Origin of the sequence: Streptomyces sp. TP-A0356 (assembly GCF_001417775.1) — a bacterium.
In the GTDB taxonomy this organism is placed as follows: domain Bacteria; phylum Actinomycetota; class Actinomycetes; order Streptomycetales; family Streptomycetaceae; genus Streptomyces.
On sequence record NZ_BBZJ01000024.1, the window covers coordinates 155,778 to 175,579 of the forward strand.

Annotated in this window: 18 protein-coding genes and 1 tRNA gene; 7 read left to right on the forward strand and 12 right to left on the reverse strand. The window is 70.7% G+C overall.

Translation table 11 applies throughout. From position 1 onward, the window contains the following. The first annotated feature begins 80 nt into the window (after positions 1-80). Positions 81-1,148 (forward strand): M23 family metallopeptidase, encoded by a 1,068-nt coding sequence (locus ASC56_RS26160; RefSeq protein WP_055493998.1) that lies wholly within the window; start codon positions 81-83, stop codon positions 1,146-1,148. A gap of 67 nt (positions 1,149-1,215) precedes the next feature. Here the strand turns inward: ASC56_RS26160 and ASC56_RS26165 are convergent, their stop codons facing one another. The 4 genes from ASC56_RS26165 to ASC56_RS26180 all read right to left on the reverse strand — a co-directional run bounded on the left by ASC56_RS26165 (position 1,216) and on the right by ASC56_RS26180 (position 5,806). Beyond that, positions 1,216-2,085 carry an HAD hydrolase family protein gene (locus ASC56_RS26165; RefSeq protein ID WP_055494048.1) on the reverse strand — a complete coding sequence of 290 codons (870 nt, stop codon included), beginning with the start codon at positions 2,083-2,085 and terminating at the stop codon, positions 1,216-1,218. A gap of 94 nt (positions 2,086-2,179) precedes the next feature. After that, entirely contained in the window at positions 2,180-3,082 is a 903-nt protein-coding gene (locus tag ASC56_RS26170; RefSeq protein ID WP_055493999.1) for an LLM class flavin-dependent oxidoreductase, read from the reverse strand. A 78-nt stretch (positions 3,083-3,160) separates the two neighbouring features. After that, positions 3,161-3,721, reverse strand: coding sequence for an RNA 2'-phosphotransferase (locus ASC56_RS26175; RefSeq protein ID WP_055494000.1), 561 nt, complete (start codon positions 3,719-3,721; stop codon positions 3,161-3,163). A gap of 330 nt (positions 3,722-4,051) precedes the next feature. Next, positions 4,052-5,806 (reverse strand): SDR family oxidoreductase, encoded by a 1,755-nt coding sequence (locus tag ASC56_RS26180; RefSeq protein WP_055494001.1) that lies wholly within the window; start codon positions 5,804-5,806, stop codon positions 4,052-4,054. A 304-nt stretch (positions 5,807-6,110) separates the two neighbouring features. On the opposite strand from ASC56_RS26180, the gene ASC56_RS26185 reads away from it, so the two are divergent. From ASC56_RS26185 to ASC56_RS26210, 6 genes are all read left to right on the forward strand, one after another. Next, a complete protein-coding gene (locus ASC56_RS26185; protein ID WP_055494002.1) occupies positions 6,111-7,073 on the forward strand; it encodes an ABC transporter ATP-binding protein in 963 nt (320 codons plus the stop codon). After that, entirely contained in the window at positions 7,063-7,971 is a 909-nt protein-coding gene (locus ASC56_RS26190) for an ABC transporter permease (protein ID WP_055494003.1), read from the forward strand. Before ASC56_RS26185 ends, ASC56_RS26190 begins: the two co-directional genes overlap by 11 nt. After that, positions 7,968-8,879, forward strand: a complete 912-nt coding sequence (locus tag ASC56_RS26195) for an ABC transporter ATP-binding protein (protein ID WP_055494004.1) — start codon at positions 7,968-7,970, stop codon at positions 8,877-8,879. Before ASC56_RS26190 ends, ASC56_RS26195 begins: the two co-directional genes overlap by 4 nt. A 10-nt stretch (positions 8,880-8,889) precedes the next feature. Further along, positions 8,890-9,609, forward strand: a complete 720-nt coding sequence (locus ASC56_RS26200) for an ABC transporter permease (RefSeq protein WP_055494005.1) — start codon at positions 8,890-8,892, stop codon at positions 9,607-9,609. A gap of 174 nt (positions 9,610-9,783) precedes the next feature. Continuing rightward, complete coding sequence (locus ASC56_RS26205) at positions 9,784-10,026, forward strand: hypothetical protein (protein WP_055494006.1); 243 nt, start codon at positions 9,784-9,786, stop codon at positions 10,024-10,026. A 345-nt stretch (positions 10,027-10,371) separates the two neighbouring features. Then, positions 10,372-10,456 (forward strand) — tRNA-Ser (locus ASC56_RS26210). A 19-nt stretch (positions 10,457-10,475) separates the two neighbouring features. Here ASC56_RS26210 and ASC56_RS26215 read toward each other — a convergent pair. The 8 genes from ASC56_RS26215 to ASC56_RS26250 all read right to left on the reverse strand — a co-directional run bounded on the left by ASC56_RS26215 (position 10,476) and on the right by ASC56_RS26250 (position 19,705). Further along, entirely contained in the window at positions 10,476-11,300 is an 825-nt protein-coding gene (locus ASC56_RS26215) for an HAD family hydrolase (protein WP_055494007.1), read from the reverse strand. Then, positions 11,297-12,574: a serine--tRNA ligase gene (serS, locus tag ASC56_RS26220; RefSeq protein WP_055494008.1), complete on the reverse strand. Its 1,278-nt coding sequence runs from the start codon at positions 12,572-12,574 to the stop codon at positions 11,297-11,299. The genes ASC56_RS26215 and serS overlap by 4 nt, the downstream gene beginning before the upstream one ends. Before the next feature lie 534 nt (positions 12,575-13,108). Then, positions 13,109-14,041 (reverse strand): prephenate dehydratase, encoded by a 933-nt coding sequence (gene pheA, locus ASC56_RS26225; protein WP_055494009.1) that lies wholly within the window; start codon positions 14,039-14,041, stop codon positions 13,109-13,111. A gap of 144 nt (positions 14,042-14,185) precedes the next feature. Continuing rightward, positions 14,186-15,478: an iron uptake transporter deferrochelatase/peroxidase subunit gene (efeB, locus tag ASC56_RS26230; protein ID WP_055494010.1), complete on the reverse strand. Its 1,293-nt coding sequence runs from the start codon at positions 15,476-15,478 to the stop codon at positions 14,186-14,188. An 8-nt stretch (positions 15,479-15,486) separates the two neighbouring features. Beyond that, positions 15,487-17,688, reverse strand: coding sequence for a copper resistance CopC/CopD family protein (locus ASC56_RS26235; protein ID WP_079102706.1), 2,202 nt, complete (start codon positions 17,686-17,688; stop codon positions 15,487-15,489). 13 nt (positions 17,689-17,701) lie between these two features. Further along, complete coding sequence (locus ASC56_RS26240; RefSeq protein ID WP_055494050.1) at positions 17,702-18,130, reverse strand: copper chaperone PCu(A)C; 429 nt, start codon at positions 18,128-18,130, stop codon at positions 17,702-17,704. A gap of 29 nt (positions 18,131-18,159) precedes the next feature. Then, positions 18,160-18,858, reverse strand: a complete 699-nt coding sequence (locus ASC56_RS26245; protein WP_055494011.1) for an SCO family protein — start codon at positions 18,856-18,858, stop codon at positions 18,160-18,162. Positions 18,859-18,961: 103 nt separating this feature from the next. Beyond that, on the reverse strand, positions 18,962-19,705 hold the full coding sequence (locus ASC56_RS26250; RefSeq protein WP_199836068.1) for a YcnI family protein: 744 nt from the start codon (positions 19,703-19,705) through the stop codon (positions 18,962-18,964). Between the last annotated feature and the right edge of the window lie 97 nt (positions 19,706-19,802).

Sequence of the window (19,802 nt, forward strand, 5' to 3'; positions counted from 1 at the left end):
GGCCATCCGTGGTCGCCCGTTCCCCCAGCCGTACGAGCTGAACAGGGCCTCGGCCCCCGCTGTGGGTCACGATCGCTGATATGCACTCATCTCACCGGGGTTCCCTGCTCGTTCCGGTCCTCATATGCGCGGTCGCGGTGTTCCTGGCGCGGCCCACCGAGGTCGAGGTCGAGGCCGAGGGCGGGGCGGGAGGCGGTCAGGCGGACTCCGGCGTCAGCGCCCGCGTGGCGCGGCTGTACGAGGATGCCACCGTGGTGACGCGGCGGTACGAGGTGGGACGCCGGGAGGCCGAGAAGCAGCGCGCCAGGGCGCGGCGGTCCGGACAACTCCTCGCGCGGGAGCGCAAGCACATCGCGGTGCTGCACAAGGACCTGGGCCGGATCGCGCGCGCCCAGTACCGCAAGGGGGGCGGGCTGCCGTACACCGCCCAGATGCTGCTCGCGGACACTCCCGAGAAGCTGATGCGAAGTCAGCATGTGTACACGCAGGCGGACCTCGCCGTGGAGAACGCGGCCGCCAGGAGCCGCCGGGCGGAGGCCCGGCTCGCCGAGGAGCAGGCATGGGCGGCCGCGCAGTGGCGTTCCCTGGAGAGACGGAACCGCGCGCTGGCCGGGAGGAAGAGGGAGATCGAGGCGCAGCTGGAGCGGGCGCGGCAGGTGCTGCAGAGCCAGGCCGACGCGTCCGCCGCCACGGGCTCGTGTCCGGGGGCCGTACGGCTGGGACGGCCGTACCCGAAGCCCAGGCGCAGCTGGGTGACGCCGGTGGAGTCCTACCGTCTGTCAGCGGGCTTCGGCAGCGGCGGCGCCCACTGGGCGCACCGGCACACCGGCCAGGACTTCGCGGTGCCGATCGGGACGCCGGTGCGGTCGGTCGGGGCGGGGAAGGTCGTGAAGGTGGCGTGCGGGGGTGCGTTCGGCATGCAGATCGTGGTCGAGCATCCGGGCGGCTACTGGACGCAGTACGCCCATCTCGCGGCCGTCACCGTCGTCCAGGGCGAACGGGTGGCCGTGGGACAGTGGATCGCCCAGTCGGGCACGACGGGCAACTCGACGGGTCCGCACCTGCACTTCGAGGTGCGGTCCACTCCGGAGCTGGAGTCGAGCGAGGATCCGGTGCCGTGGCTGACGGCGCGGGGCGTGAAGCCCTGAGGGGTGCCTGTCCCCAGAGAGCACCTCCCCACCGGGGCGCGGCTCCTCCAGCGCTGCTCGCCGGGGACTACATCCGCTCCGCGAGGATCCGCTCGATCACCACTGCCACCCCGTCCTCGTTGTTGGCGACCGTCCGTCCGGAGGCCGCGGCCACCACGTCCGGGTGCGCGTTGCCCATCGCGTACGACTGGCCCGCCCAGGTGAGCATCTCCACGTCGTTCGGCATGTCACCGAAGGCGACGACCTCCTCGTGGGAGATGCCGCGCTCGGCGCAGCACAGCGCGAGCGTGCTCGCCTTGGAGACGCCGGGGCCGCTGATCTCCAGCAGCGCACTGGGGCTGGACCGGGTGATGGTCGCGCGGTCGCCGACGGCGAGGCGGGCCAGGGTGAGGAAGGCGTCCGGGTCCAGCTCCGGGTGGTAGGCGAGGATCTTGAGGACCGGTTCATGGGCGCCGGGGCCGTCCGGGGCCAGCAGTTCCTCCGCGGGCGCGAGGAGGTCCGGGATCTCCATGTGCAGCTTCGGGTACGCCGGCTCCTGGTGGAAGCCGTACGTCTGCTCGACGGCGTACACCGTGCCGGGCGCGGCGTCCCGCAGCAGGCGTACGGCGTCGAGGGCGTTCTCCCGGGCCAGCTCCCGGACCTTGACGAAGCGGTGGGTGCCCGGGCCGCCGTGCAGGTCGACCACGGCGGCGCCGTTGCCGCAGATCGCCAGTCCATGACCGTGGACATGGTCGCTGACGATGTCCATCCAGCGGGCGGGACGACCCGTGACGAAGAACACCTCGATGCCGGCATCCTCGGCGGCGGCCAGTGCGGCGACCGTGCGCTCGGAGACCGACTTGTCGTCGCGCAGCAGAGTGCCGTCGAGGTCTGTCGCGATCAGCCGGGGTGGAACGGTGGGCGCCGGCGTCTCGGGCTGTCTGGTCGCTGAGGTCACGGGCCCCATTCTGACGCATATGCCCGCACGGCCGTGCGGGAGTCCGCACAGGTGAGTGGTGACGCTGCTCACCAGCGCGCTCACATCCGGTCGCTCAGCCCAGCTGGGCCGGGGCCTCCATGGCGATCCGTTCGAAGACCTTGGTGTCCGCCGCGAAGTCGGAGTCGGGGATGGGCCAGTGGATCACGAGGTCGGTGAAGCCCAGCTCCGCGTGGCGGCCGGCGAAGTCGACGAACGCGTCGAGGGACTCCAGCGGCCGTCCACGGTCGGGGGTGAAGCCGGTGAGCAGGACCTTGTCGAGCTCCGACGCATCGCGGCCGATCGTGGCGCATACGTCGGCCAGCTTCTCGGTCTGCGCGCGCAGGGCCCGCAGCGACTGCTCGGGGGTGCCGGTCTCGTAGAGCTTGGGATCGCCGGTCGTCACCCAGGCCTGACCGTGCCGGGCGGCGAGCTTCAGTCCGCGCGGCCCGGTCGCGGCCACCGCGAACGGCAGCCGGGGCCGCTGCACACAGCCGGGGATGTTGCGTGCCTCGTGCGCGGAGTAGTAGTCGCCCTCGTGCGAGACGGAGTCCTCCGTGAGCAGCCGGTCGAGCAGCGGGACGAACTCGCCGAACCGGTCGGCACGCTCGCGCGGGGTCCACGGCTCCTGGCCGAGCGCGGTGGCGTCGAAGCCGGTGCCACCCGCGCCGATGCCCAGGGTGATCCGGCCGCCGGAGATGTCGTCGAGGGAGATCAGCTCCTTGGCGAGGGTGACCGGGTGCCGGAAGTTCGGGGAGGTCACCAGCGTGCCGAGGCGCAGCCGGTCGGTGACGGCGGCCGCGGCCGTGAGCGTCGGGACGGCGCCGAACCACGGGCCGTCGCGGAACGACCGCCACGACAGGTGGTCGTAGGTGAACGCGGTGTGAAAGCCGAGCTGCTCCGCACGCTGCCATGCGGAACGCCCGCCCTCGTGCCAGCGGACGTACGGCAGGATCACGGTGCTCAGACGCAGACTCATGCATCGAGCGTAAGCGGAGCCGAAGAGTGGTCGCTTCGCCGGCTTGATCAACGGCACCCTGCAACCGCGGGGGGAGCGTCAGTGCGGGCCCGGAAACCGCAGGTACCGCGGTGGTACGGCCTTGGTGAGCCATACGCCGTTGGCGCTGACGTGGAAGAGATGTCCGTCACGGTGCATGGCGCCGGCATCCACCGCCAGGACGACCGGACGGCCACGGCGGGCACCGACACGGGTGGCGGTCTCGCGATCGGGCGAGAGGTGCACGTCGTGCCGGTTCATGGGCCTGAGGCCCTCCCTGCGGATCGTGTCGAGGTTGTGGGCCACGGTCCCGTGGTAGAGGTACGCGGGCGGGGTGGCCGGGGGAAGCCCCAGGTCCACGTCGATGCTGTGGCCCTGGCTGGCGCGGATGCGGGTGCCCTCGATCGCGAAGCGCTTCTTGTCATTGGCGGCGACCACATGATCCAGCTCGTCGCGGGTGATCCCGAAGCCGTGCGCGGCCGCCGCGGCGAGCAGCGTGTCGATCTCGACCCAGCCGCCCTCGTCGAGGGTGAGACCGATCCGCTCCGGTTGGTGGCGCAGGTGCTTCGAGAGGTACTTCGACACCTTCACGGTGCGTCTCTCATGGTTCCTTTCTGTCATCTCTCCAGCGTGCGGGAGAGACGCGGATCACGCACATGATTTTGCTCCCGATGTTTGGTCCACAACCAAGTGTGGTTATCCACAGGGGAATTGGCGATTCTGTGGACAACTGAGCGTGTTCTGTGCTCTGTTCGTCAACTAGGAGCGGATTGCCGGACTCTGTGGTAATCAGATCCAAAATGCTGTGGCGACGGGCGTCAAGGCGTCGACAGGGCAAGTGATGGCCGTCAACTCACAGGCGCCGCAGTCGATGCGATCGACAAAGTTGTCCAACTCCCTGGCACGTCAAGTGTCACGGCCAACCCACGGCCGAGAACCGTTCCTTGGGCGTCAGAGCGGCGGCTCCCAACGTGCGATCGCCCGCAGCGCGCGGGGCGTGAAGCGGGACATCAGACGCGCACCACGTGCCTCCGGGGTGACGGGCACGACGGCCTGGTTGCGCACGACGGCCCGCAGGATCGCGTCGGCCACCTTCTCCGGCGGATAGCCCCGCAGGCCGTACCAGCGCGCCGTCCTCTTCCGCCGTCGTGTCTCCTCCTGCGCGTCCACGCCGGTGAAGCGCGCCGTCGACGTGATGTTCGTGTCGACGAGGCCGGGGCAGATCGCCGACACCCCGATGCCCTGTGGGGCCAGCTCCGCGCGCAGGCACTCGCTGAGCATCAGGACCGCCGCCTTGGAGGTGCTGTAGGCGGGCAGCGCCCGTGAGGGCAGATACGCGGCCGCCGACGCGGTGTTGACGATGTGGCCGCCCTGTCCGCGCTCGGCCATCTGCTTCCCGAAGAGCCGGCAGCCGTGGATGACACCCCACAGGTTGACGTCGAGGACCTTCCGCCAGTCCTCGGCGGTCGTGTCGAAGAAGGAGCCGGACAGGCCGATCCCGGCGTTGTTGACGAGCACGTCCACGACGCCGTACTCGGCGGCGACCTTCTCGGCGAGCTTCTCCATGGCCCGCTCGTCCGCGACGTCGGCCGTCTCGGCCCAGGCCTCGGGGGCCCCGACCAGCCGGGCCTGCCCCGCCGTGCGGGCCGCGCCCTCCGTGTCGCGGTCGACGGCGACCACGCGCGCGCCGGCCTCGGCGAAGGCGAGCGCCGTGGCCCGCCCGATGCCGCTGGCCGCGCCGGTGACCAGCACGAGCTGCCCGCCGAACCGCTCCGCGTACCGTCCGCTGCCCCCCGGGACCGGCCGGCCGCCCTCGGCAGCGGTCACGAAGTCCGTGATCCAGGCGGCCAGTTGATCGGGACGGCTGCGCGGGATCCAGTGCTTGTCGGGCAGTGTGCGGCGGGTCGACTCCGGGGCCCACCGCTCCAGTTCGTCGTAGAGCCGCTCCGACAGGAACGCGTCCCCGAGGGGCGTGATGAGCTGCACGGGCGCGTGCGCGTACGCGTCGGGACGCGGGTGGCTGAGCCGGGACCGTACGTTGTCGCGGTACAGCCAGGCGCCATGGGCCGCGTCCGTGGGCAGCGACGGGGTCGGATAGCCGTCGGCGGGCATCTTCTCGACGCGCTGGAGGATCGTGGGCCAGCGTCTGCCGAGGGGTCCGCGCCAGGCGAGCTCCGGCAGAACGGGTGTGTGCAGCAGGTACACGTACCAGGACTTGGCGCCCTGGCTCAGCAGCTGGCCCAACCGGCGCGGGGTGGGCCTCCTCGTGCGCTGCTTGATCCAGTGCCCGAAATGGTCCAGGGACGGCCCGGACATCGAGGTGAAGGACGCGACGCGGCCCTCGGTGCGCCGGACGGTGACGAACTCCCAGGACTGCACCGAGCCCCAGTCGTGACCCACCAGGTGCACCGGCCGGTCGGGGCTGACCGCGTCCACCACCGCCAGGAAGTCGTCCGTCAGCTTCTCCAGGGTGAAACCGCCGCGCAGCGGCTTCGGTGCCGTCGAACGGCCGTGGCCGCGGACGTCGTACAGCACGACATGGAAGCGGCCGGCGAGGCGGGCGGCCACCTGCGACCAGACCTCCTTGCTGTCCGGATAGCCGTGCACGAGCACCACCGTCGGCCGCGCGGGGTCCCCCAACTCGGCGACGCACAGCTCGACTCCACCCGTCCGCACCCGGCGCTCGCGCGCCCCCGTGAGACTCACTCGCCCTCCCTCGAGCAGGCCAGGTCCCGACCGTCGGCTCCACTGCGGTACGTGTCCGTGACGGGACACCGTGAATGTGGCAGTTGTTAGAGGCTGCGTCAACAGGAGGCTGCGCGGCTGTGGACAACCACGGCAAGCTGTGGACAACCACGGCAATGGGGACACCGCGACCCCCTGCGGCCTGCCAGGGCGGTCGACCTCAGGGCTGACCCCTACGGGCCCGTACGACTGGAGTCTGACCCGTAGACAGCTCTGCGGTCTGACGACGGCAGTGCCCCGTGTCACTACCGTCGATGCCGTGACTGTGATCGCGACCGAAAGCCTGAGCAAGCGGTACCCGAGGGTGACCGCGCTTGACCGGCTCTCCGTGGACGTCGGACCCGGTGTGACGGGGCTCGTCGGTGCCAACGGAGCCGGCAAGTCCACACTGATCAAGATCCTGCTGGGTCTGTCCCCCGCCACCGAGGGCCGCGCCGAGGTGCTCGGACTCGATGTCGCCACCAAGGGCGGCGACATCCGCGAGCGCGTCGGCTACATGCCGGAGCACGACTGTCTGCCGCCCGATGTCTCGGCCACCGAGTTCGTCGTCCACATGGCGCGGATGTCCGGCCTGCCCCCGACCGCCGCCCGTGAGCGCACCGCGGACACCCTGCGCCACGTCGGTCTGTACGAGGAGCGCTACCGCCCCATCGGCGGCTACTCGACCGGCATGAAGCAGCGTGTGAAGCTCGCCCAGGCCCTGGTGCACGACCCGCAGCTGGTCTTCCTGGACGAGCCGACCAACGGCCTCGACCCGGTCGGCCGCGACGACATGCTCGGCCTGATCCGCCGCGTCCACACGGACTTCGGCATCTCGGTCCTGGTCACCTCCCATCTGCTCGGCGAGCTGGAGCGCACCTGCGACCATGTCGTCGTCGTCGACGGCGGCAAGCTCCTGCGCTCCAGCTCCACCCGGGACTTCACCCAGACCACCACGACCCTCGCGATCGAGGTCACCGACACCGACGCGCACCCCGACGGCACGCGCGCGGTGCGCGACGCGCTCCACGCGCGCGGGGTGACCGCACACGACGGCAGCGGACTGCCGGGTGCCGGTCGCGTCCTGCTGCTGAGCGCGGAGGGCGAGCAGACGTACGACCTCGTCCGGGACGTCGTCGCCGACCTGGGCCTCGGCCTGGTGCGCATGGAGCAGCGCAGGCACCACATCGCGGAGGTCTTCAAGGACAGCGACGAGCAGCGGAAGGAGGCGGTCGGCCATGGCGGTTGAGCAGCCCACGGCGCGCGGGGCCGAGCAGACCCGGATCCACAACATCGGCTACCGCTCGTACGACGGCCCGCGCCTGGGCCGCGCCTACGCCCGCCGGTCGCTGTACTCGCAGTCCCTGCGCGGCGCCTACGGCCTCGGCCGCTCGGTGAAGTCCAAGGTGCTGCCGATGCTGCTGTTCGTGGTGATGTGCGTCCCCGCGCTGATCATGGTGGCGGTCGCGGTCGCCACCAAGGCGAAGGACCTGCCCGTCGAGTACACGCGCTACGCGATCATCATGCAGGCCGTCATCGGCCTGTACGTCGCCTCGCAGGCGCCCCAGTCGGTCTCCCGCGACCTGCGCTTCAAGACGGTGCCGCTGTACTTCTCGCGTCCCATAGAGACCACCGACTACGTCCGCGCCAAGTACGCGGCCCTCGCCTCGGCGATGTTCATCCTGACCGCCGCGCCTCTGCTCGTCCTGTACGTGGGCGCGCTGCTCGCCAAGCTGGACTTCGCCCACCAGACGAAGGGGTTCGCCGAGGGGCTGGTCTCCGTGGCACTGCTGTCCCTGCTGTTCTCCGGAATCAGCCTGGTCATCGCGGCCGCCACACCCCGGCGCGGCTTCGGCATCGCGGCCGTCATCGCCGTCCTGACCATCTCCTACGGGGCCGTCTCCACCATCCAGGCCATCGCGCATGTGCACTCGGGCGACTCCACGGCCCTCGTGTGGATGGGACTGTTCTCGCCGGTCACGCTCATCGACGGCGTGCAGACCGCCTTCCTCGGCGCGTCCTCCTCCTACCCCGGAGGGCAGGGACCCTCGTCCGCGCAGGGAGTCGTCTTCGTCCTCGTCGTCCTGGGACTCATCGCGGGCAGCTACGGCCTGCTGATGCGCCGCTACCGAAAGGCCGGGCTGTGACCACGCTCACCATCGACCACGTCTCACGCTGGTTCGGCAACGTGGTCGCCGTCAACGACATCACGATGACCATCGGCCCCGGTGTCACCGGTCTGCTGGGCCCGAACGGCGCCGGGAAGTCCACCCTCATCAACATGATGGGCGGCTTCCTCGCCCCCTCCACCGGTTCCGTCACCCTCGACGGACAGACCGTGTGGCGCAACGAACGGATCTACCAGCAGATCGGCATCGTCCCTGAGCGCGAGGCGATGTACGACTTCCTCACCGGGCGTGAATTCGTCGTCGCCAACGCGGAGTTGCACGGACTGGGCGCGAAGGCCGCCCAAAGGGCGCTCGCCACGGTCGAGATGGAGTACGCGCAGGACCGGAAGATCTCCACCTACTCCAAGGGCATGCGGCAGCGCGTGAAGATGGCGTCCGCCCTGGTGCACGACCCGTCCCTGCTGCTGCTCGACGAGCCGTTCAACGGCATGGACCCGCGCCAGCGCATGCAGCTCATGGACCTGCTGAGGCGGATGGGTGCCGAGGGCCGCACGGTGCTGTTCTCGTCCCACATCCTGGAGGAGGTCGAGCAACTCGCCGCGCACATCGAGGTGATCGTCGCCGGACGGCATGCGGCCAGCGGCGACTTCCGGAAGATCCGCCGCCTGATGACCGACCGCCCGCACCGCTACCTCGTGCGCTCCAGCGACGACCGGGCGCTCGCGGCCGCGCTGATCGCCGACCCGTCGACGTCCGGCATCGAGGTCGACCTCGCCGAGGGCGCCCTGCGCATCCAGGCGGTCGACTTCGGCCGGTTCACCGCCCTGCTGCCCAAGGTCGCGCGCGAGCACGGCATCCGGCTGCTCACGGTCTCGCCGTCCGACGAGTCCCTCGAGTCCGTCTTCTCGTATCTGGTCGCGGCGTAGGAGGCCAAAGATGTACGACCCCACAGTCGCCCGGCTCACCTATCGGGGCCTGCTCGGCCGCCGCCGGGCCCTCATCCTCGGTGCGCTGCCCATTCTGCTGATCGTGATCTCCGCGATCGTCCGGGCGCTGACCGGCCCCGACGACCAGGTGGCCCACGACGTCCTCGGCGGCTTCGCCCTCGCCACGATGGTGCCGATCATCGGAGTCATCGCGGGCACCGGCGCGATAGGGCCCGAGATCGACGACGGCTCGGTGGTGTATCTGCTGGCCAAGCCGGTCAGACGGCCCACGATCATCTTCACCAAGCTGATCGTCGCGGTCGCGGTCACCATGGCGTTCTCGGCGCTGCCCACGTTCATCGCGGGCCTGATCCTCAACGGCAACGGCCAGCAGATCGCGGTCGCGTACACCGTGGCGGCGCTGGTCGCCTCCATCGCGTATGCCGCGCTGTTCCTGCTGCTCGGCACGGTGAGCCGGCACGCGGTGGTCTTCGGCCTGGTCTACGCGCTGGTCTGGGAGGCGCTCTTCGGCTCGCTGGTCTCCGGTGCGCGCACACTCAGCGTCCAGCAGTGGGCGCTCGCCGTGGCGCACAAGGTCTCCGCCAGCTCGCTCGTCACCTCGGACGTGGGCCTGCCCACCGCGACGGTGCTGCTGATCGCGGTGACCGTGGCCGCCACCTGGTACGCGGGGCAGAAGCTGCGGACGCTGACGCTCGCCGGCGAGGAGTGACGATTCCCGCGGGGCTCCGGCCGGCCACCGGTGGGGGTGCGGCCCGGAAACGGGCCGCACCCCGACCGGAATCGGCCCGTTCTTCTTTCCCATCTCGAAGGCATTTTTGACAGCGGCTTCACATCTGCCCAGGCACACTGGGCAAAGGGGATGCGCGGCGGAGAGGAACCGGGGATGGCAGCGGAAGCACCACGGGGTGACGGGGCGGACGGCGCCGCCGGGGACACCTGGGACGGCGTCGTCTTCGACGACGACTTCATACGCTCCGCTCCGACCGCGGAACCGTCCGCGCGCGCCCGGATGCTGACCGCGCGCTGGCGCAACCAGGCGCCCGACCCTCAGCCATGGCGTTCCGACGAGCCGCCCGCCGGCTGGTTCTTCAGCAAGGCGCGCCGCCGCAGGTGGCGCCGCCGGTAGCGGTCGTAGGCGCCGCCCGCCCGGCGCTCTCGCCCGGTGCGTTCTCTTCGCCGGTGCGCCTTGTTCAGGTGCGTTTTATTGCGTCTCGTCCAGGAGCGTTTTATTCGGTGGCGCCCGATTCGGCGGACGGGCACAGTGGTGACGTCCACGACGCCGGACCGAGCCGGCGCCACGTTCCGGGAGAGGAGCCGGCGATGTCCATGCACGGCAGTACGCCGAGCTCCCGACAGGGCAGCCCGCGGCGGGCTCCGGAGTAGTTACCCCTCCGTCGAGCCCGCCCCCACGGGGAGCTGCCCGGGGCGGCCGCTTCGAGCGCGCGATGGGCTTCGCGCGGGCCGCCCACCCGGAGGATTGGCCGAGTGGTAAGGCACCGGCTTGCTAAGCCGTGGTCGGGGTCGCCCCCGCGCGCGTTCGATCCGCGCATCCTCCGCGTACAGGTGTGGCCCTGGCTACGCCTGCTCCAGCAATCGCTCCAGCACCACCGCGATGCCGTCCTCGTCGTGCGAGAGCGCCACCTCGTCCGCGACCGCCCTGAGGTCCTGGTGGGCATTGGCCATAGCCACGCCGTGCGCCGCCCACGCGAACATCGGGATGTCGTTCGGCATGTCGCCGAAGGCGATCGTGTCCACGGCCTTCATGCCGAGACGCCGGGCCGCCAGGGACAGTCCCGTCGCCTTGGACAGGCCCAGGGGAAGGATCTCCACGATCCCCTCGCCCGCCATCGTCACCCCGACCAGGCCGCCGGCGATCTGCTGCGCCGCCTCGGCCAGTTCGTCGTCGCTCAGCGTCGGGTGCTGGAGGTACACCTTGTTCAGCGGCGCCGACCACAGGTCCGCCGCGTCCCTGATCGGCTGGTACGGGAACGGCCCCTCATGGACCCGGTAGCCGGGGCCGACCAGGACCTCGCCGTCCAGCCCGTCCCGGCTGGCGGCCAGCAGCAGCGGGCCCACCTCGGCCTCGATCTTCGCCAGCGCGAGTCCCGCGACCTGCCGGTCCAGCGTCACCGAGGTCAGCAGCCGGTGCTCTCCCGAGTCGTACACCTGCGCCCCCTGGCCGCACACCGCGATGCCTCGGTAGCCGAGGGCGTCGAGGATGGGGCGCGTCCAAGGGACCGCACGCCCGGTGACGACGATGTGCGCGGCGCCCGCCGCGGTGGCCGCGGCGAGCGCCTCACGTGTGCGCTCCGAGACCGTCCCGTCGGAGCGCAGGAGCGTTCCGTCGAGGTCGGTCGCGATCAGCTTGTACGGGAAACCGGTGAGCTCGGCCGTGCTCACTTGGCCACGGGCTCCAGCAGCTCCCGGCCGCCCAGGTACGGGCGCAGGACCTCGGGCACCCGCACGGAGCCGTCGGCCAGCTGGTGGTTCTCCAGGATCGCCACGATCGTGCGCGGTACGGCGCACAGCGTGCCGTTCAGCGTCGCGAGCGGCTGCACCTTCTTGCCGTCCCGCATGCGGACCGACAGGCGGCGGGCCTGGAAGGAGTCGCAGTTGGAGGTCGAGGTCAGCTCGCGGTACCTGCCCTGGGTCGGGATCCAGGCCTCGCAGTCGTACTTCCGTGAGGCGGATGCGCCCAGGTCGCCCGTCGCCACGTCGATGACCTGGAACGGCAGCTCAAGCGCGGTCAGCCACTGCTTCTCCCAGTCCAGGAGCCGCTTGTGCTCGTCCTCGGCGTCCTCGGGGTCGACGAACGAGAACATCTCGACCTTGTCGAACTGGTGCACGCGGAAGATACCCCGAGTGTCCTTGCCGTAGGTGCCGGCCTCGCGGCGGAAGCACGGCGAGAAGCCCGCGTAGCGCAGCGGAAGCTTGTCCGCGTCGATGATCTCGTCCATGTGGTACGCCGCGAGCGGGACCTCGGAGGTGCCGACCAGGAAGAAGTCGTCCTTCTCCAGGTGGTACACGTTCTCGGCGGCCTGGCCGAGGAAGCCCGTGCCCTCCATGGCGCGCGGGCGGACCAGGGCCGGCGTCAGCATCGGGGTGAAACCGGCCTCCACGGCCTGCGCCATCGCCGCGTTGACCAGGGTGAGCTCCAGCAGGGCGCCGACGCCCGTCAGGTAGTAGAAGCGCGAGCCGGAGACCTTCGCGGCGCGCTCGACGTCGATGGCGCCCAGTCCCTCGCCGAGCTCCAGGTGGTCCTTGGGCTCGAAGCCCTCGGCGCCGAAGTCACGGATGGTGCCGTGCGTCTCCAGGACGACGAAGTCCTCCTCGCCGCCGACCGGGACGTCCGGGTGCACGAGGTTGCCCAGCTGCTGCAGGAGCCGCCGGGTCTCCTCCTCGGCCTCGTGCTGCTCGGCGTCGGCCGCCTTGACGTCGGCCGCGAGCCGGCTCGCCTTCTGCAGCAGCTCGGTCTTCTCGTCGGCGGAAGCCTTGGGGATCAGTTTGCCGAGCGCCTTCTGCTCGGAACGGAGCTCGTCGAAGCGGACGCCGGACGACCTGCGCCGCTCGTCGGCGGAGAGGAGGGCGTCGACGAGCGCGACGTCCTCACCACGGGCGCGCTGGGAGGCGCGAACACGGTCGGGGTCCTCACGGAGCAGGCGAAGGTCAATCACGCCTCAAGGCTACCGGTGCGGAGTTCCGGCTCACGACTCTGTATTCGATCCGCACCCCAAGTTCCGTTATGCGGCAATTACGCTGCGTGTCAAGAAAAGGGGTGCCGGTCCCCGGACGGGGCAGTTCGGGTGCCGATCGTTGACCCGACTTCCTTGTGGAGCACGGGATTTGGTGTGCGCTTGTCCACAGGCTTCCACAGCCGCGATGCAGTTATCCACAGGCTGTGCGGAAGATCTGTGGACTTCGGAGGTGATCATTCCCAAAGTGGCGCGCAGGTCGGAGAATTCGCGGGTCAAACCGTCACCATCCGCACTTTCGGGTGGAAAGTGGTCGCCCCAAAGTGTTGATCGAGAGAAACAGGTGGACAACTGTGAGGGCCCTGACGATGGACGGGGGATGGATCCTCAGAGAGATTTGTCGACCCCCTGACGTCATGGTGTCGACTTGTCCCCAGATCGAGAAGCCCACCTGTGGATAACTTCTGTGGACAGCGAAAATCTGCAGGTAGGACCGGACACCCCGCAGCCGGAAGTCTAGAACCGGCCGTCCTGGCAGCGCGCCACCCAGTCCGCGGCCGACATGAACTCGTCGTCCGACGTCCCCGGCAGCGGGACCCGGACGTCGTCCGGCTTGGCGTCCGCACGTGGATACGAGCCGAGGAACCGCACCTGCAGGCAGATCCGCTTGAGCCCCATCAGCGCCTCGGACACCCGACGGTCCGAGATATGGCCCTCGGCGTCGATGCAGAAGCAGTAGTTCCCGATGCCCGCTCCGGTCGGGCGGGACTGCAGCAGCATCAGGTTGACGCCCCGCACGGCGAACTCACCGAGCAGATCGCGCAGCCCACCGGGGTGGTCGTCGCGCTGCCACAGGACGACGGAGGTCTTGTCCGCGCCCGTCGGCGCCGCCGGCCGTGCGGGTCTGCCGACCAGCACGAACCGCGTCTGCGCGTTCTCCGCGTCGTGGATGCCGGTCTCCAGCGCCTGCAGGCCGTAGCGCGCGGCGGCGAACTCGCCCGCGAACGCCGCGTCGTAGCGCCCCTCCCGGACCAGGCGGGCACCGTCCGCGTTCGACGCGGCCGACTCCCACACGGCGTCCGGGAGGTTGGCCTTCAGCCAGTTGCGCACCTGCGGTTGCGCGGCCGGGTGCGCGGTGACCGTCTTGATCTCGGAGAGCTTCGTGCCGGGCCGGACCAGCAGCGCGAAGGTGATCGAGAGGAGCACCTCGCGGTAGATCATCAGCGGCTCGCCCGCGACCAGCTCGTCGAGCGTGGTGGTGATGCCGCCCTCCACCGAGTTCTCGATCGGTACGAAGGCGGCCTCGGCCTCGCCGGTGCGGACGGCGTCGAGCGCCGCCGGCACCGACACCATCGGAACGAGCTCCCGGGTCGCGGCCTCCGGCAGCGTACGCAGGGCGACCTCGGTGAAGGTGCCCTCAGGACCGAGATACGCATAGCTGGCTGGCATGACCTCACCCTAAGGGATCCTTGCACCACGCCCGCCCGGGTCGCGTGGTCTCATGGGCCCCGGCGAACTCGGCTCACACCTGGGGAAATCGCAGCCCGTCCGGGGGACCCGGTCCAAGGGGCCCTCTCCCGGGAGACGCGGCTGTCATCCTTCCAGCAGCCGCTGCCCCACGTACTCCCCCTGCGCCGCCCCGCCCGGCACCGCGAACAGGCCGCTGGCCTCGTGGCGGATGTACGCGGAGAGCGCGTCGCCCCGGTCGAGTTTGCGCTGCACCGGGACGAAGCCCCGCAGCGGGTCCGCCTGCCAGCAGATGAACAGCAGACCCGCGTCGGGGCTCCCGTCGGCGTCGAAGCCGTCGTGGAAGGAGAACGGACGACGGAGCATCGCCGCGCCTCCGTTCCGGTCGGGCCGGGTGATCCGCGCGTGCGCGTTGATGGGCACGACCGGCTTCCCGTCCGTGCCGGTCTTCTCAAGGTCCATCGCGGTGGTCTCGGTGCCGCCGCTGAGCGGTGCCCCGTCGGACTTGCGGCGCCCTATGACCTGCTCCTGGGCCGTGCGCGAGAGCTTCTCCCAGTCGTCGAGGAGCATCCTGATACGTCGTACGACTGCGTAGGAACCGTTCGCCATCCATGCCGGGTCGCCCGAGGCGGGCACGAAGATGCGCTGGTCGAAGTCCGCGTCGGTCGGCTTCGGATTGCGTGTGCCGTCGATCTGGCCCATCAGATTGCGGGCCGTCATGGGATGCGCGGTCGCGCCCGGTGAGCGATTGAAGCCGTTCATCTGCCAGCGCAGCCGCGCCGCGCCGCCCGCGTCCTTCTGGATCGCGCGCAGGGCATGGAAGGCGACGAGGGCGTCGTCGGCGCCGATCTGCACCCACAGGTCGCCGTTGCTGCGGGACTTGTCGAGGTGGTCGGAGGAGAAGTCGGGCAGCGGGTCCAGGGCGGACGGGCGCTGCTTGTCCAGTCCCGTACGGGAGAAGAAGCTGTTCCCGAAGCCGAAGGTGATCGTCAGGGAGGACGGTCCGGCGTCACGGGCCACGTCGGTGTCGTCGTGCGCCGCGGCGTCGCCCGCCATCAGCCGCTCGGCGGTGGCCGACCAGCGGCGCAGCAGTGCGGCGGCCTCCTTGCGGCCCGCGCCCGCGGCGAGGTCGAAGGCGACGAGGTGGCCGCGGGCCTGGAGGGCGTCGGTGATGCCGGGCTGATGTTTCCCGTGAAACATCACGCTGCCCGCGCCGAGCGAGGTCAGGGGCGTGGTCTGCTCGGCGGGCGCGGCGGCGTATCCGGCGGCCCCGCCCACGGCACCCAGCGCGAGCCCGGTGGCACCGGCGGTGCCCAGGAGCCGCCGCCGGGAGATGCCCCCTCGGGGGAAGCCGCCATCGGAAACGGCGCCTTCGAGGGAGCCGCCGACGTGCGTTTCCTGTGTGGACTGGTCAGCCATGGTGAGGTTCAGCCGATCTTCGCGTTCTTGTTCACGGTCACTTGGTCGATGTCGGACGTCCGCACGGTCACCGCGATCTGCCAGTCGCCCGCCATGGGGATCTGCACGCCGGCGGCCGACCAGTGTCCGGTGGCGATGCGGTCGGGCACCACGGGCAGTGGGCCGATGCCCTTCGCCGCGAGCGTGAAGGCGACCTTCACCTCGGGGACGTCGAAGGCCTGGCCGTTGGAACGCACCACGTAGACATGCATTTCGTTGCCACCCACACGGGCCGGGTCGAGGGTGATCTGCACGGTGCCCTTGCCGTCCTGGCCACCGGTCTCGAAGGGGATCTTCAGCGACAGAGGGCCGGACCGCTGGGAGGCGGAGGCGGTGGCGGCCTGGGCGGCCTCCTCCGTTCGCCCCGGCTCGGTGGTCGTCAATGCGGTGGTGACGGCGAGCAGTACGACCGCGACGGCCGCCTCGGCGAGCACGGAGCGGCGCAGCCCCGCACGGACGGGGTCGGCGTCCCGCACCCGCTTGGCCCGCGCCGCGGCCATGGCAGCCTGCTGCCGGGCCAACTGGGCGGCCCGCTCGGAGCGCCCGGAGCCACCCGGCGTGCGACCCCCGGGGCCACCGCCCTTACGGGACGACGGCGGGCCTTCGGCCTTGCCGGGAGCCCCGGAGCCCTTGCCCGTACCGGATGCCGTCCCGGCCGCCTTCTCCGAGCCGCCCGCCTTCGCGGACACACCGCCCTTGGCCGACGCCTTGGCCGCCACCGCCGCCCGCTTCTTCGCCGCCGGATGCTTCTTCCCCGCCGAAGACTCCTTCTTCGCCGGACCCTTCGTCGCGACCGCGGTCGTGGGGGCGTCCGCCAGCCGCGCCGTCCAGCGCCGTGAGGTCCAGGCGATGCCGACGAGGACGGCCACCAGGCCGACCTTCACGAGCAGCAGCTGTCCGTACGTCGTCCCGGTCAGCGCCGACCAGGAGCCGACCTGGCGCCACGACTGGTAGATCCCCGTCGCGGCCAGCGTCACGACGCTGCCGAACGCGAGGCGGGAGAAGCGCCGTACGGCCGCCGTCCCGATCGACGGCGCCCGGTACAGCGCGACGAGCAGGGCCACGACCCCGCCCAGCCAGAGGGCGACCGCCAGCAGGTGCAGCACGTCGACCGGCATCGCGAGGCCCGGCTGAAGGCCGGTCGAGGCGTGCTCGGCCATCGCCCAGGTCGCCGCGAGGCCCGCCGCGACGACGGTCCCACCGATGCCGAGCCCGAAGGTGAGGTCCAGCTTCTCGGCGGCCCGTTGGTCGTCCTCCTCCACGCCCGGGGCGTCGCCGCCGGGTGCGCCCCTGCCACCGTCGCCGCCCGCCGCCTCCTCGCCGTCTGCGTCCCGCTTCACATACGCCCCGAAGAGCACCGCGATGAACAGTGCGGCCGCCGCGAGCAGCAGCAGCCGGGAGACCAGTGCCGCCCCCGCCTTGGTCTGCAGCACCTGCCCGACCAGGGAGAGGTCGACGATGTCGGCGACCTTCCCCGAGCCGGTGTACGAGCCGCGCAGAAGGAGCAGCGCGAGCGTCGCAGAGGTGAGCGCGATCCAGCCGGAGACCACGAGCCGCTGCATCGCCCGCACCCCGGCGCCCCGCTGCCAGCAGGCCAGCACGAACGCCGCGCCGCCGATCAGGACGATGAACCCGGCGTACGAGACGTATCGCGCGAACCCGTAGAGCCCCCCGACCACCCCGCCGCCCGCGGCCCGCCCGGAGACCGAGACCGTGGTCGCGGACGGTGCGCCGATGGAGAAGGTGAAGGCGCCGGAGACGGGATGGCTGTCCGCGGACACCACTTGATAGGTGACGGTGTAGGTGCCGTCCGGGAGCCCCGCGCGCACCTTCACCCCGTACGTCGTCCCGTTCAGGTGGGACACCGCGCCGGTGTCGACGCGCTGGGCCCTGGGGTCGAGGACCTGCAGCGAGCCGTCGGAGAGGGCGACCTGCTCGGAGAAGGTGAGCGAGACCTCGGTGGGCGCCTTGTCGACCACCGCTCCCTGGGCGGGGTCGCTGCCGGTCAGCGCGGCGTGCGCGGAGGCGGGGGAGGCCCCGCCGAACAGCACGCCCGCCACGGCGAGCAGCAGCGCCAGCAGCCCGCGCACCGCCCGGGTGCGGGGCGTGCCCCGGGGCGCCGTACGGACGTTCTGCGGGACGTGCCCGGCGGGAGCGATGGTCTGCGTCATGGTGATCCCTGCCTCAGTGACCGGTCTTCGGGTCGTACGTCGCCGGCTTCACCGGCATCTCGACCGTGACCGTTCCGGACTTGGCAAAGTGCAGCTGCACGGGCACCTTCTCGCCCTGTTCCGGCCGGTGCGTGAGCTTTTCGAACATGAGGTGGTTGCCGCCGCTCGCGAAGTCGAGGGTGCCGTCCGCGGGCACGGCGAACGACTTCTCCTCCTCCATCGCACCGCCCTTGGTGGCGTGCAGCGTGACATCGCCGGCGAGGCTGCTGGTGACGGAGGTGAGGGTGTCGGCGCCGCCGGAGTTCGTGACGGTGAAGAAGCCGGCCGCCATGTCGCCGTTGACGGGAGCGGGCATGTAGGCACCGGAGATCTTCAGGGCGGGTCTGGCCGAGGACGAGCCGCCCGAGCCGCCGCAGCCCGCGAGCATCAGCCCCGTGCCCATCACCAGGGCGGTCACACCGAGGCGGCGTTTCACGGGTTCTCCCCCTTGATGATCTTGGGGATGTCCTTGGTGTAGTCGTCGACGGTGGCGTCCTGGCCGTACACCAGATACCCCCCGTCGGTCTTCGGCGAGAACGCGATGACCTGGGTGCCGTGGGTGGAGACGACCTTGCCGTCCTTGTCCTTCTTCGGCGCCTCGATACTGATGCCGACGGTGCGGGCACCGGCCTGGATGGTGGAGAAGTCGCCGGTCAGGCCCACGACGTCGGGGTCGATGCCCTTGAGCCACGTGCCGAGCGCCGAGGGGGTGTCGCGCTGCGGGTCGGTGGTCACGAACACGATCCGCAGCGAGTCCTTCTGCGCCTGGCTCAGCTGCTTGTTCTTCTGCAGCTCCTTCTTGGCGACGGCGAGGTTGTTCATCGTCAGCGGGCAGACGTCGGGGCAGTGGGTGTAGCCGAAGTAGATCAGCGTCGGCTTGCCCTTGGTCTCCGCGCGGAGGTCGTACTTCTTGCCGTGGGTGTCGGTGAGCACCAGGTCCGGCTTCTCGAACGGCTGGTCGAGCACGGTCGCGGCCTTGCCCGATCCGGACTCGGCGGAGACCTCGGCGACCGGCTTGTCGCCGCCGGTGCCGGATCCGCAGGCGGAGAGGGTGAACGCGGCGGCGGCGAGCAGGGCGGCCGCGGCGAGCCTCTTCTTCTGCGGATGGAGAGGCGTCTTCTTCTTGTGCATGGAGAGATGTCCCAGTTGTCAGGGCTCCGGCGGCGCCGGGGGCGTAGGGAGTGTCACGGCGGTGACGTACGACCCCGGCGCGCGCCCGGAGGCGAGTCGTGCCTCAGGCGTCGGTGGTGCGCCGGCGGCCGGCCAGAACGCCGTAGGCCACGCCCGCGGCGCCGACGACGATGCCCACGACGCCGAGCACACGGGCGGTGGTGTCACTGCCGCCGGAGGAGGAGGCCGCGGTGTCCTTGGCGGCCGACGGAGCCGAGGCGGCCGAGGAGCCGTGGTGGCCGGAGTCGGAGGAGGCGGCGGTCAGTTCGAGCACCGGGGCCGGGTTCTCGGGCTCCGCCTGACCCGCCGTCTGCGGTTCGATCCAGCGCACGACCTCCTTGTTGGAATACGTCTGCAGGGCCTTGAAGACGAGCTGGTCGGCTTCCTTGGGCAGCTGTCCGATCGAGAGCGGGAACTTCTGGAAGTAGCCCGGTTCGATGCCCTTGCCGGTGGCGGTCCAGGTGACCTTGGTGACAGCCTCGTCGATCTTCTGTCCGTCCAGCGTGAGCGGCTTGGCGAGCTTGGACTTGGTGACCTGTACGGCCCAGCCGTCGATCGGCTGCGGCATCACCGAGGCGAGCGGGTGGTCGGCCGGGAAGGCGACCTCCAGCTTGGTGGTCGAGGCGTTGTCGCGCTCGTTGGGGACCTTGAAGTCGACCGTCGCGTAGCCGCCCTTGGCGGCCGCGCCCTCCGGCTGCACGGTGACGTGCGCGAACGCGGGCGCGGACAGGACGAGCACGGCCGACGCTGCGGCGGCGCCGACGACGGCGATACGGGAAGCCTTCAGAGAACCCTTGATGGCCTTCATGACAGAGAGCACTCCACTCCGAGTGAGAGTCCGTTGGCGAAGAGAGGTGCGCGTGCGCGGGGGCGGGCCACCTCGGTGGCAGCTCATGGGCACGCGC

Coding starts and splice junctions, on each gene's coding strand:
- ASC56_RS26205 (WP_055494006.1), top strand. CDS start 9,784: ATGGCAGCGGAAGCACCACGGGGTGACGGGGCGGACGGCGCCGCCGGG.
- ASC56_RS26175 (WP_055494000.1), bottom strand. CDS start 3,721: ATGACAGAAAGGAACCATGAGAGACGCACCGTGAAGGTGTCGAAGTAC.
- ASC56_RS26190 (WP_055494003.1), top strand. CDS start 7,063: ATGGCGGTTGAGCAGCCCACGGCGCGCGGGGCCGAGCAGACCCGGATC.
- ASC56_RS26250 (WP_199836068.1), bottom strand. CDS start 19,705: ATGAAGGCCATCAAGGGTTCTCTGAAGGCTTCCCGTATCGCCGTCGTC.
- ASC56_RS26170 (WP_055493999.1), bottom strand. CDS start 3,082: ATGAGTCTGCGTCTGAGCACCGTGATCCTGCCGTACGTCCGCTGGCAC.
- efeB (WP_055494010.1), bottom strand. CDS start 15,478: ATGGCTGACCAGTCCACACAGGAAACGCACGTCGGCGGCTCCCTCGAA.
- pheA (WP_055494009.1), bottom strand. CDS start 14,041: ATGCCAGCCAGCTATGCGTATCTCGGTCCTGAGGGCACCTTCACCGAG.
- ASC56_RS26240 (WP_055494050.1), bottom strand. CDS start 18,130: ATGGGCACGGGGCTGATGCTCGCGGGCTGCGGCGGCTCGGGCGGCTCG.
- ASC56_RS26160 (WP_055493998.1), top strand. CDS start 81: ATGCACTCATCTCACCGGGGTTCCCTGCTCGTTCCGGTCCTCATATGC.
- ASC56_RS26235 (WP_079102706.1), bottom strand. CDS start 17,688: ATGACGCAGACCATCGCTCCCGCCGGGCACGTCCCGCAGAACGTCCGT.
- ASC56_RS26200 (WP_055494005.1), top strand. CDS start 8,890: ATGTACGACCCCACAGTCGCCCGGCTCACCTATCGGGGCCTGCTCGGC.
- ASC56_RS26245 (WP_055494011.1), bottom strand. CDS start 18,858: ATGCACAAGAAGAAGACGCCTCTCCATCCGCAGAAGAAGAGGCTCGCC.